The organism is Metabacillus flavus (genome assembly GCF_018283675.1).
Classification (GTDB): domain Bacteria; phylum Bacillota; class Bacilli; order Bacillales; family Bacillaceae; genus Metabacillus_B; species Metabacillus_B flavus.
In genome coordinates this window covers 475,148-487,241 of the sequence record NZ_JAGVRK010000001.1, presented here as the reverse complement: position 1 = coordinate 487,241, position 12,094 = coordinate 475,148, and the positions used below count along the sequence as shown (strand labels likewise).

General features: G+C 44.4%; 11 protein-coding genes. 4 read left to right on the top strand and 7 right to left on the bottom strand.

All coding sequences use genetic code 11. The features are described from left to right. Nucleotides 1-149 precede the first annotated feature (149 nt). On the top strand, nt 150-614 hold the full coding sequence (locus J9317_RS02595) for an RDD family protein (protein ID WP_211556278.1): 465 nt from the start codon (nt 150-152) through the stop codon (nt 612-614). Between the two features lie 79 nt (nt 615-693). Here J9317_RS02595 and J9317_RS02590 read toward each other — a convergent pair whose 3' ends face one another. The 4 genes from J9317_RS02590 to recQ form a co-directional block, all read right to left on the bottom strand. Beyond that, nucleotides 694-1,725, bottom strand: coding sequence for an SDR family oxidoreductase (locus tag J9317_RS02590; protein WP_249291962.1), 1,032 nt, complete (start codon nt 1,723-1,725; stop codon nt 694-696). A 56-nt stretch (nt 1,726-1,781) separates the two neighbouring features. Then, nucleotides 1,782-2,351 (bottom strand): TetR/AcrR family transcriptional regulator, encoded by a 570-nt coding sequence (locus tag J9317_RS02585; RefSeq protein WP_211556276.1) that lies wholly within the window; start codon nt 2,349-2,351, stop codon nt 1,782-1,784. 396 nt (nt 2,352-2,747) lie between these two features. Further along, nucleotides 2,748-3,053, bottom strand: coding sequence for a putative quinol monooxygenase (locus J9317_RS02580; RefSeq protein ID WP_211556274.1), 306 nt, complete (start codon nt 3,051-3,053; stop codon nt 2,748-2,750). 16 nt (nt 3,054-3,069) lie between these two features. Further along, a complete protein-coding gene (recQ, locus tag J9317_RS02575; RefSeq protein WP_211556272.1) occupies nt 3,070-5,202 on the bottom strand; it encodes a DNA helicase RecQ in 2,133 nt (710 codons plus the stop codon). Between the two features lie 380 nt (nt 5,203-5,582). On the opposite strand from recQ, the gene J9317_RS02570 reads away from it, so the two are divergent. Together J9317_RS02570 and J9317_RS02565 are read left to right on the top strand one after the other, a co-directional pair. Next, complete coding sequence (locus tag J9317_RS02570) at nt 5,583-6,860, top strand: trypsin-like peptidase domain-containing protein (protein WP_347880492.1); 1,278 nt, start codon at nt 5,583-5,585, stop codon at nt 6,858-6,860. A gap of 180 nt (nt 6,861-7,040) precedes the next feature. Beyond that, entirely contained in the window at nt 7,041-8,162 is a 1,122-nt protein-coding gene (locus J9317_RS02565) for a histidine kinase N-terminal domain-containing protein (RefSeq protein ID WP_211556268.1), read from the top strand. Between the two features lie 134 nt (nt 8,163-8,296). Here the strand turns inward: J9317_RS02565 and J9317_RS02560 are convergent, their stop codons facing one another. After that, the gene (locus tag J9317_RS02560; RefSeq protein ID WP_211556266.1) at nt 8,297-9,229 is read right to left on the bottom strand and encodes a toxic anion resistance protein; all 933 of its coding nucleotides are present in this window, start codon (nt 9,227-9,229) and stop codon (nt 8,297-8,299) included. Further along, nucleotides 9,226-9,855, bottom strand: coding sequence for a 5-bromo-4-chloroindolyl phosphate hydrolysis family protein (locus tag J9317_RS02555; protein ID WP_211556264.1), 630 nt, complete (start codon nt 9,853-9,855; stop codon nt 9,226-9,228). Before J9317_RS02555 ends, J9317_RS02560 begins: the two co-directional genes overlap by 4 nt. Nucleotides 9,856-10,090: 235 nt before the next feature. On the opposite strand from J9317_RS02555, the gene J9317_RS02550 reads away from it, so the two are divergent. Continuing rightward, complete coding sequence (locus J9317_RS02550; protein ID WP_211556262.1) at nt 10,091-10,612, top strand: DinB family protein; 522 nt, start codon at nt 10,091-10,093, stop codon at nt 10,610-10,612. 49 nt (nt 10,613-10,661) lie between these two features. Here the strand turns inward: J9317_RS02550 and J9317_RS02545 are convergent, their stop codons facing one another. Next, the gene (locus tag J9317_RS02545; RefSeq protein WP_211556260.1) at nt 10,662-11,963 is read right to left on the bottom strand and encodes a M48 family metallopeptidase; all 1,302 of its coding nucleotides are present in this window, start codon (nt 11,961-11,963) and stop codon (nt 10,662-10,664) included. Nucleotides 11,964-12,094 lie beyond the last annotated feature (131 nt).

Sequence of the window (12,094 nt, the reverse complement as noted above, 5' to 3'; positions counted from 1 at the left end):
TTATTATAGATGCAAAAATATTTTTCTGTTATGTAATAGTTTTGCAGGACTTCATCGAAAGTGGTCGTTTAGACGCTGAAGCATGCGGGTAAATAAAATCAGTAATTTGAAATAATTACCTAAAAAGGAAGGAATGAGTGTATTTGGACATGAATCACACAGTAAAGTACGGAGGATTTTGGATTAGAACCGCGGCATTATTGATTGACACTGCAATTTTGTTTACCGTTTTCTTCATTCCATTTTTACCGATGATATTTGGAGAACCGCCGCAGAGTATAACTCCTGTCATCTTGATTTACGCAGCAGAATACATTGTTGCTCTCGCCTACTTTATCATCTTGCCGGTAACTTCCTGGCAGGGCACTATAGGAAAAAAATTGCTTGGATTGAAAATTGTTAATGAACATGGTGAAAAATTAACGATTGGAAAGTCAATCCTCAGGTATTTATCCTTTTCGGTTAGCGGGTTCGTTCTGTATATAGGCTTCATTATGGCCGGATTCACCAGCCGGAAACAAGCACTGCACGACATGATGGTAAAAACGTATGTGGTGAAAAGCCGTACTTCCTCTGTTGCGGAGCCGATTTCTGGACAAGCGGCATTTAAATAAGCACATGCTTTAGCATTTAATTAGCAAAAAGGATGGAACTCAAAACAGCTTGAACTGTTTGAATTCCATCCATCAATTTTTAAATTAACCCATCCTCATCCATTTGCTCTTTTTGATCAACGAGCGTGGTTTCAAGGCTTCTATAAGTCAATCCTAGCTCACGTACGCTCTTACTGTGATCAAATTTCGCCGGAATCCCAACGTTTTTGGAGACATAGGGGCGAGTCAGTCCGATTTTTGGTGCCAGCAGCCATATGAGCGGCTTCGGGACTTCCCATTTTGGAAGGGGATATTGCTTAGGAAAGTTCTTTTCCAGCACCTTTGCCATGTCAAGCAGGGTCGCTTCTTCATTGGAAAGGAGAAAACGTCCGGAAGCCGTGTTCATAAACGCGGCAAGCTTATGTGCTTTGGCGACATCCCTGACATCCACAACCCCATTTACAAGGCGCGGCACACCGGTCTTGTATTTTCCTTTCAGCAAATCAAGAATGGTCGCAATGCTTGTGGAATCGGTTCGTTTTGCGAGTGATGGCCCAAGAACGAAGGTAGGATTAATCGTAATCAAGTCCCATCTGTCTTGTTTTTCTGCCAGCTCCCAAGCCTCTTTTTCCGCAATCGTCTTTGAATAGCTGTATGGCTGGTGGGTGACAGAGCTCGTTGTGTTCCAGTCTCTTTCCGTAAAGGCCGGCTTTCCGTCCATATCGGCGTTATCGCCGAAAATGGCTACGGCACTGCTTGTAAGGATCACTCTTCTAACTGAATCAAACTTATTTACAGAACCCAGAACGTTGCGAGTACCTTCTTGAGCAGGCTTAATCAAGTCTACTCTGGCATCACGGAACCCGCTGATGAAAAAGGGAGAGGCTGTGTGGAAGACATATTCGCAGCCGTCAACGGCTTCATCAAAGCTTCCTTCTCTGAGCAGATTTGCTTGATAAACCTCAAGACTCCCCGTCGAATTCTTCTCCACTTCAAGCAGATGTCTGTAATTCACCGTTTTTGATTGATCGCGGACCGTAATTCTAACGTTATGTCCGTCTTCCAGCAGTTCTTTTACAAGCCATGAGGCAACATAGCCTGTTCCTCCTGTAACCAGTACTGTTTTTTTCATAATTTACTTCCTCATTTCATTTACACATTGAACGTTCATTCAACAAATATTTATTGTCATTGTCTTATAGCTTCCCAGCAAGCCTCCGTCACTTTCTCAATCAGCACGTCATCCATTTGAAGTGTCCCTGCATCATGCTGCTTTGCGAGGGAAACAGCGACATCCAGCGTAAGGGCGAAAATAACCGGATCAGGAAGAGGCTTGATGATCTGTTCCTGTTTTGCTTTTTTAAAGACATTCATAATGGGCTCGTAGTATGTATTAACGGTCTCCTGAATTTGGGGACGATTGTATGGCGATTGCAAAAACTGCTCCATAAACAGCATCTCTTCCGGACGGCGGACAGATACTTCAATCGTGCTTTTCACAAGCTCCCGGATCTGCTTTCTCAATGACTGGCTTTCATCCAGCCTCTTAATAATCATCTCCGAAAAATTCCGTTTTACTCCAATATATAATTCATTGATCAGCTCATCTTTATTGCTGAAATAATGATAGATAATCCCTGCGCTTACCCCTGCCCTTTTCGCTACCTTTGACATGGATGTCCCATGAAACCCATGCTCAGAGATCAGCTCCAATGTAGCTCTCAGGATAGAGCCATGTTTTCCTTCTGTTTGGCCCAAGCAGTGAATCACCTCTTTCTTGATTGAATGTTCATTCAATATCATATCGATTTATTTTCAGCATGTCTACTATAAGAGAATACTGTCACAAGTTGTCTACTAAATAAGGAACTGTTCAAAAGTGGTTTTTAAGGCTATTTCCGAGAACTTTCCAGTTTGAATTTGGACGGGTTATGGCTGATTTCTGCTGCAGGATGCCTAGCGGCCAGCGGGGCGGGCGGTGAGCATCCTCTGCGCCGAGCGCCTGCGGGGTCTCACCTGTCCCGCTGCTCCTGCTGGAGTCTCCCACCTTCCGCTATTAAAAAACATCCTTGAGCAAAAAATAAAACCCAGGTTCACTCTTAAAGCGAGCGTTCTTGGGTTTCCAATTCGAATATCCTGCATAAAGGCTCCGTTTTAGAGCCCCTTGCCTCCAATCGGCTTCAATGTACTGATTCTTTCCATACCTGCAATGATTGGCTTCGCCTGCTTAATAAGATTTTGCGTTGCCTCAAGTTTCAGAGATGCCTGGTGCGCTTCTTGATTTATCCAGACTTCGTACACCATGACAGCATCGGGTTCGTTTTCAGCTGCACTGACGACATACAGTTCGCAGCCTGTTACTTCTTTCATTGCATGTGAGGCTTCTAATAGAATGGCGGCGAGCTGCTCACCATGCCCTTCTTTTGCCATCAATTTTCCGAACAAACCGAATCTGTCCATCTTCATCCCTCCGCTATTATGCAGGCTCCATTTTTTTCAAAACAAGAAAGGCTTTAATTATAAAATAGCTGATCTCTTCAGGGAGAAGCTCTTTGATTGGTTTAAGCCGATCCGTGCCCGCTTCCTGGATGGCTTGTTCAATCTGCTCCCTGTACCTCATTGGAACGAATTCTTCATGCTGAATGATTTCTCCTGCTTCTAAGCATTTAAGCAAATGGTTCTCGACCGTTTGGATGGAGATTTCTCTTTCTTCAGCAATGTCCTTGAATTCTTTTCCCTCTTTAAACAGCTGGAGGGTTTCCAAGTGGGAGTTCCCGGTTAGTTTGCGTATCGTTTTTTTAGGCGGGGCATCCTCTTCCAGCTCGCTTTTGTACTCCGGATTCTGTTCTTTAAACTGGAAAATCGCTTGAATAAAAGCCTTCCCATACTTGTCAGCTTTATGCTGTCCAACTCCTGAAACCTGCAGGAATGCTTCGTCGGTTTCAGGCTGCTTTACACACATATCCTTCAAAGACGTATCGGAAAAAATAACGAACGGCGGCACTTTTTCCTGCTCCGCCAGCGATTTCCTTACTGAACGAAGCTCCTCGAACAGCGGATCTCCTGCAGCAAGCGTCTTCGTCTGTACAGCCTCTTTCCTCTGAACAGGCATGTTCCCCATTAGTACGTCCTTGCCACCCGGGTTCACATAAATCAGCGGATACGTGCCATGCTCCACCCCAATCAAATCCTGTGAAATGAGGAACTCAATAAATGAGGTAACTTCCTTTGCACTTTTATCCTTCATGATTCCGTAGGTGGGAAGCTGGTTAAGGCCAAGGTCGATTACCTTTCTATTTTGAGAACCGGTTAGCACCTGTGCAACAAGTGCTTTTCCAAAACGCTTCTGCCCCATACGGATTACACAGGACAGCACCATTTGCGCCTCTTTTGTCACGTCCCGGCTCTCCCTCGAATCCGTACAGTTGCCGCAGCGGCCGCATGGAGGCATGTCCATCTCACTGAAATACTGAACAATTTTCCTCTGAAGACAGTTTTCCGTATGGCAATAATCCACCATAAGCTGAAGCTTCTCGAGCTCCTGCGGCATGCGCATCCGGTCGCTTGACTGATCAATGAGAAACCGCTGAACCTGAACATCCTGCGGGGAGTAGAGAAGAATGCATTCACTATCAAGTCCGTCCCGTCCAGCACGGCCAGCTTCCTGATAATAGCTTTCCATGTTTTTCGGAAGCTGATAATGGACGACATACCGGATGTTGGATTTATCGATACCCATTCCAAACGCGGAGGTTGCCACCATAACGGACGTCCGGTCGAGAAGAAAATCCTCCTGGCCGCTTATTCTGTCCTCATCGCTCATCCCGGCATGATATTTCGAAACACGAATTCCGTTTTTGTTTAATAGATCATGGAGCTGGTCCACATTTTTTCTTGTTGCCGCATAGATGATGCCTGATTCTGTTTCATTTTTTTTCAAAAAATCCTTTAAATAGGGAAGGCGGTCCTGTCCTTTTACGACGGAAAAAGATAGATTCTCCCGTGCAAAACCGGTCAGGATAGAGTGATTCTCATCTATATGCAGTGACTGGCAAATATCCTCGCGAACCTTCGGGGTTGCTGTTGCCGTCAGAGCCATTACTACCGGTTTTACCGGAAGCTGGGTGATCATTCGCTGAATCCGCTGATAGCTTGGACGGAAATCGTGCCCCCACTGCGAAATACAGTGGGCTTCATCCACGGCGACAAGCGGTATGGAAAGCTCCATCAGCTGATTCATAAACTCATAGGATTCAAGCCGCTCCGGAGCGATGTAAAGCAGCCGGTATTCCCCCTGCTTTGCTTTCATGATGCGATCATGAACATCCGCTGCTGAAAGCGAGCTGTTTATGTAAGCCGCTGAAATGCCAGCTTGCAAAAGCGCATCCACCTGATCCTTCATGAGGGAAATAAGCGGAGAAATGACGAGTGTCGTTCCGTGAAAAATAAGGGCAGGAATCTGGTAACAAATGGACTTCCCGCCTCCCGTCGGCATGACGCAAAGCGTATCATTTCCTTCTAGCGCCGATTGAATCGCCTGCTCCTGTCCGTTCCGGAATGCCGAATATCCGTAATGCTTTTCGAGCAGTGATCGAGCCTGTTGAAGCATTGCCTTCATCCTCTCTCTAATCTTCTTTCTCCATTATAAGAGCAGATGCTTTAAGGTGCAAAAAGCGGAAATTTATTTTTGGATTACTAAATTTTAAGCTATGTTAGACTTGGCTGCTGATTTCCACTGCAGGCGTTCGCTTTCCGCGGGGCGGGCGGTGAGCCTCCTCGCCGCTTTGCGACTGCGGGGTCTCACCTGTCCCGCTGCTCCCGCTGGAGTCTCACGCCTTCCGCTCCAATCAACAGGTGTCAAAAAATCAACACCATGTTTTAACACAGCCAAATTTTAAAAAAGAGAAACAATTAATAGAATCATATTGAAAAATATCCCATAAAACACTAAACTACTAATAGTCTAATAGTCCTAAAAGGAGAGTAGCTATGTATTGTAAAAGTTGTGGAACAGCTATCATGGAACGTTCAAAATATTGTCCTCATTGCGGACATTCCTTGAAAGGCAAACCTTATAAGCTTCTGACTCTGCTGATTTTATCTATGTGTATTTGCGCTGGTGTTTTCACTGCTCTATATATGGAACTTACAAATCGCGAGACAGCCGCCAAGGAACTAAAGGTCAGTAATGCTCCAACAGAGAATGTGAAAAATAATGATGTAAAACCGACAAGCATTAAAAATACCGAAGCACCACCTGTAAAAAAAGAAACACCAAAGCCGGCAAAAGAATTGTCACAAATAATTGATGACGCACAGCCAAAAGTGTTTACCATTCTAAGTGAATATTCACAGGGCTCAGGGTTTTTAATTAATAATAAAGGAGACGTCTTAACGAATGCCCACGTTGCAGAAGGAGCTCTGTACCTGACAATCAGGGATAATGAAGGAAAAGACCATAATGGAACCGTGATTGGCTATAGCAATGAAATTGATATTGCCATCATACGGGTAGACAGTTTAGCCGGGCGGACTCCTCTTGAGCTTGAAGAGACGAATGAGTCAAAACTTGGCGACGAAGTAATTGCCCTTGGCAGTCCGCAAGGCTTCGAAAATACTGCTACCACTGGTAATATCAGCGGTGTGAACCGAACGTTCTACATTGAACCCCATACGTACGAGGGAATCTATCAAATTTCAGCACCAATTGCTCCAGGCAGCAGCGGCGGTCCGCTCCTGGACGGAAAAACGGAAAGAGTAATTGCAATTAATTCAGCCCGCCATGGTGAAGAGGCTACCATTGGATTCAGTATTCCGCTGTTTAAAGTGATGTCCATCATCCATGATTGGGTCAGCAATCCAATGACGGAAGAGGAAATAACCAGTTTATTTTATACAGACGAAGGAACTTACTTCTACCAGGATCTTTACGATGATAGCGAATTTTACTTTGACGGCGGCGATTATACCGAGGAATATGATGATTATACTGCTGAAGAAGATGACAGCTATGAAGATCCTTATTACGAAGAAGAAGAAACCTATGATGACAGGGAAGCATATCCAGAAGTGGATACAGAGGTACCACCTTCCTCTGGGGAGTATGAAGATCCATACACCGAAGAGGTTCCGGAAGATGTTTATACAGAGATTCCTGAAGAAGATTTAGAAGAGGATGAGGACATGTACACGGATCCTCTTACTCAGGATGAAGATTTTGAAGAAGAAACGATTGAAGAAGATGAAGCATTGATTGAGACACCTTAATTTTTCCCGCAAAAAAAGCAGAACCGTTCATGTATTTGGACCGATTCTGCTTTTTTCTATTTTTTCAAGCACACGCACATTCGCTCGCAAAGAAGGAGTTTTGCTATTTTTGTCGAAAAGCTTTATAAACTAATTATTCCGAAAGTAATAGAGGACTATCCTGCGAAATGAGGAGAAACTATGAAACGGTCATTACTTGAATCACACAAAAAACTTTTGGTTCGCTTTCTGGATGAGCAGCAGTCTGTCTTTTTAAATGAATGGCATGAGACGATTTTCATCGGTCAAGTGGATCCTCACAAGGGAAAAATTAAGGAGAATGGGTCGGCCATGTTTTCTTTGATTAAACATGCGATTGTGGGCAATATTTCTGAGGAAGGCATTCAGGAGCTGGCCTTTAAGGTGGCAAATGAGCGTCTGGAAGCCAATGTGAATATTGGCGACTTTGTGTTCAACGTTAATGCAGGGAGAAGCATCATCATCCGGAATATCTTTGATTCCCAGATACCCGTTAAGGATCTGCAATTCTTTATTGACCACATTAATCATCAGTTCGACTTATTTTGTTACCATGCGGTGACGAAATATACGAATCTGAAAAACCAGGAATTAAGCGAAAAAAACACGTATATACATGAAAATCATAAGGACAAGCTGGCGCTGCTCGGACAGATGTCCTCAAGCTTTGTCCATGAATTCCGGAATCCTCTCACATCCGTTATGGGGTTTATCAAGCTATTAAGGAATGACTACCCAAACTTCCAATATCTTGATATCATCAATCACGAGCTTAATCAGCTGAACTTCCGGATTACTCAATTTCTTCATACGTCGAAAGCAGATTTTAACGGAACGGAAAAGGAAGATTCTTCGATTTCGAAGCTTTTTGAGGATATACGCGAGCTTACCTATCCTAGCATTGTGGATACAGATGTGAATGTGATCAGCCGGATGGAAAATGATTTGGTTATTTCCACTTACCGGGATGAGCTGAAGCAGGTTTTGCTTAATCTTTTTATTAATTCCATTGATGCATTAAAGTATAAAGAGAAGCCTCGAAACCTCCTTATCAACGGCTGCAAGGAGAACGGACAGGCGATCATTTCCATTTCAAACAATGGTCCTGCCATTCCGGCTGAAAACATTAAAAACATCTTCGAACCCTTCTTCACAACTAAAGAACTCGGTACCGGAATAGGACTCTTTGTATGCAAAAAAATCGTAGAAAAGCATGGAGGCTCCATTACGTGTGCGTCAGACGAGAATCTTACCACGTTTACCATTGCTTTGCCTGCGCCTTAAACATGTGCAATTATTCTAAGAATACAGGATAATTATACCATTAATATTCCTTAAATATCCATATAAAGCACTAGCTTTCACTTTAAAAAAATCGAGTGATAAACTATGCGGCTTCACACTCGATTCACACATCTTTATTTTTCTGTTAAGGGCCCTGCAGCAAGGCCTGCCTCTGCAGCCTGTCTCTGCAATTGGGCTGTCTCTTGTATTTTCAGCGAGTCTTCCAGATTTCTGCGCAGCTCTTCCTTCGTGTCGTTCAAAGGCTTCCCGGCTGCCCCCTCTTCCATCCGGTTCATATCGGCCTGAGTCTCTCTCGCTTTCTTTTGTCTAAGCATAGCTGACTCCATCGTGATCTGATTTTTCCATAGCGGGATAGCGGTCAGGATAGACGATTGGATTTTATCAATCAGCAGCTGATTGGTTTGCTGGATAAGCCGGATTTGCGGAGCGCTTTGCCGTGTGATTTCTCTGCTTACCTTCAGATCATACAGCCGGCGGTCCAGCCGCTCAGCAAAGCGGGCGGTGTCTTCTCCCTTTTGCTTGTGCACCGGGTCTTTTGATATCTCCAATTCCGGAATCACTTCCTGCTGAAGCTCCCGAAGCTTTAATTCAGCTGCTTCTATATACACGTTCAATTCCTTAAAAAAGGACTGATTTTGAGCAAATAATTCATCCAGCATCGCAACGTCTGCGAGCAGGACGTTTTTGCTGTTTTCAAGCTTCAGCGTGACACGGTCCAACTGGGCACTCATTTTATGGTACCTCGACAGAAGTTCCTGGGAGGAAGGGGATTTTTTGAACAGTTTCGTCATGATACCGGATCCTCTCCCCCGGTCCGGATCCGCTTCATCCAGCTTTTTCATCAAATCACGGATAATCATACCTGCATTCCCGCGGTCTTTCTCCTTCACATAATGCATCATTTTATTGGACAATGTGAGAAGACCAGCTTGGGCAGGCACGCCGTAGGACGCAATTTCTTCTCCCATTCCGGGATTGATTTGCGCTGCCGTCTCAAGAATCCTCAGCCGTTCCCCATCTGAAAATGAACGTTCCTGCAGACTCATTTTAAATCCTTCGCCTGATCGATGGATTGCTTTGCCACATCCATTTCGAAATGCAGCTGACTGATATCATCGGATAGAACGTGATACAGATCCTGTTCAATCGTATAAAGAAGCTCCTTCAGGGTCCGGTTTGATTCCTTTAGCGACGAATGAATTTCATCACTCTTCCTCGGCTGCGCGGATAGAAACGCATACCGTTCTGTAAGCTCGACTGCAGAGTCCAAATGCTTGTAAAAAAACGGCTCTGCCCGGTAAAATCGCTGCGGATCTTTTTCGGCAAGGCGGTAAATTTTTCGTACCACTCGGAGCAAATCCACTCTCTGCTTTAAAAGAGAAATACTGCGGATTGAAAAGAGCGCCCGGCTGAGGCGATTGATTTTACGTTTCGCTTCTTTTAAGTTCTTCTGTATATAACGGTATTCGCTTCGCGTGAGCTCATGCTTCTTCAGATAGCGGGCATGGACGATTGCGGCAGCCGTTCCGTAAGTGAGCGCGCCGCCCAGCAAGGAAATTCCGGATGCAGCGAAATAAGGCTGGGACAAAGGGAAAAAGCTGATCAGCCAGACGGTCATCATAACCGGCATGGCCGTAAACACTCCTGCAACATGCGGGATCAACCGATTCATATTCAATCGACTCCTGACATAAAATCTTACTCTTTATACGAATGGGTACAGTTTCCGGTTTCATCTTTCTTGTCTTTATCGTACACGATTTGCCCCGTTTCTTCCATAGACCTGGAAAGGTATCGGAAGTTAAGACCAGAGGCGTATATATAACCATTATAGACATGCGAACCTTTAATCATGCCCGTTCGAGTATAATAGAATTTGAATGTATAAGTATAAAGGAGTGGTCCCTTTGCTAATGCGGCCGGAGAAAAATGACTATCATCCGCACTACCAATCGTATATAGAACAAATTCCTGAGGGGGACCTGATCGTCCTTCTCTGTGAGCAGCTGAAACAGACAGTCAGTCTGCTTGAGGGTTTATCTGATGAAAAGGCGCTATATCAGTATGCACCCGAAAAATGGACCATCAAGGAAGTCATCGGCCACATTGCTGATACTGAACGGATCATGGCTTACCGTCTGCTCGGTATTTCCCGCGGCGAACAAAATGAATTTCCCGGATATGATGATGAAAGCTACGTCCAGAACGCCCGGTTTAATGAGATTTCGTTAGCTCAGCTGGTGGAAAATCTAAAGGCTGTCCGCCTTGCGACCATCGCTTTACTGAAAGGACTGCATCGTGATGCCTGGGTGCTTCGCGGGAGAGCCAACGGGGGACCTGTAACCGTTCTTGCGCTAGCGGCAATTATCGCTGGACATGAGCGGCATCATGTGAGGATTTTGGAAGACCGGTATTTTAATTATGTTTAGGGGTTAATGATAATGAAAGGCACCCCTGCGGAAGGGAGTGCCTCTCGTTTTAATTATATTGATTTAACAGCTCTAGGAATTCTTCATTTCCATAGTCTTGAGCGATATCAAAAGCAGTCAGTCCATCGCTGTTTTCATGGTTTGGATCTGATCCTGCTTCAAGCAGCATTTTAGCTATTTCAACGTCTTCAAGTTCTGCAGCCGATGTTAATGGAATGTATCCATACTGATCTTCTATTTTAGGATCTGCACCATTCTCAAGCAATATAGCGACCATTTTAGAATCTCCGCTATACACCGCTCCTGCTAAAGGGGTTTCTCCTATTTCATTTTGCTCATTCGGATCTGCGCCTTCTTCAATGAGTTTTGTTACTTCCTCCGCATTTCCCTCTTCAGCGGCTTTATATAGTGGAGTATTCTCTACGTCCTCATATTCGCTGTCATCCTCCAGAATACCGCTATCTTCCATAGCAGTTTCAAAGCTTGTAAACGCATATATTCCAAGCGCGGTGAATGCAGCCGGAAGAAGAATCCCAGCGCCAAGCGCCATAATAAGCACATATTTCGTACTTTTCTTAAGCTTTGCTGTTTCAGGCAGCCCTGCAAAGTTTTCAATTGCAGCAATTCTCTTTGGAAGCGGAGGATGGGTGGAAACGAGCTCCATTAAGGTTACTAAAAACCCCTTTTTTTCGTTATACTGCTCAAGGAATTCCGGCAGCTGAATATTTTTAAACAACCGTTTTCCAGCCGCAAACACCAATAAAGCCTGAATGGCACGGTCCGGTTTCTGCGTATAATGAACCGCCATCCGGTCGCACGTATACTCACACGCTCTGGAATACGCTTCTCCAAGAAATGGTACCCACATGGCAGGAAACACATAAAAGTTTTTCCCGATATGGTTTCTTTTAATGTGGGCAAGCTCATGTGCAATTACGTATTCAACCTCATCTTCGCGGCCGTCCTCTGCAAGCTCCACAAAATCTGAATACAAAATCACAAAATCTTTTCCAAACTGACTGAATATCCTTGTTGCAAAGGCATTCAGGATTCCGCCGGATTCAACAATGTACACCTCGGGCATTTTTTTCAAGCCCATTGCTTCACTGATCTGTTTCGTTCTCTCATATAAAGACGGAAACTGGGTTTCTCTTAATCTCACCCCGTTTACTTGTATATGCGCCATGGAAATAGCATGGCTGAACCAAGTGATCAGGCCGAGCACAACCAGGATGACAGCACCTATAACGGATAAAAGCAGTGATAAAATAATAGCAAGACTCGCAATTAAACAGAAAACAAATAATAATTCCTCATGCTTATGAACAAGCTTCGTTTGGTCGGTTTTCATCTTTAAGACAGTTCTCCTCTTGAGTTTCATTTTTATACTCACAGAGAACTATTTTAACATCCTTCTCCCTCCTAAAATAGTAGGTTTTGGTAAATTTTATTAGGAAAGCGCAAATGGCTTGTTCAGCACTG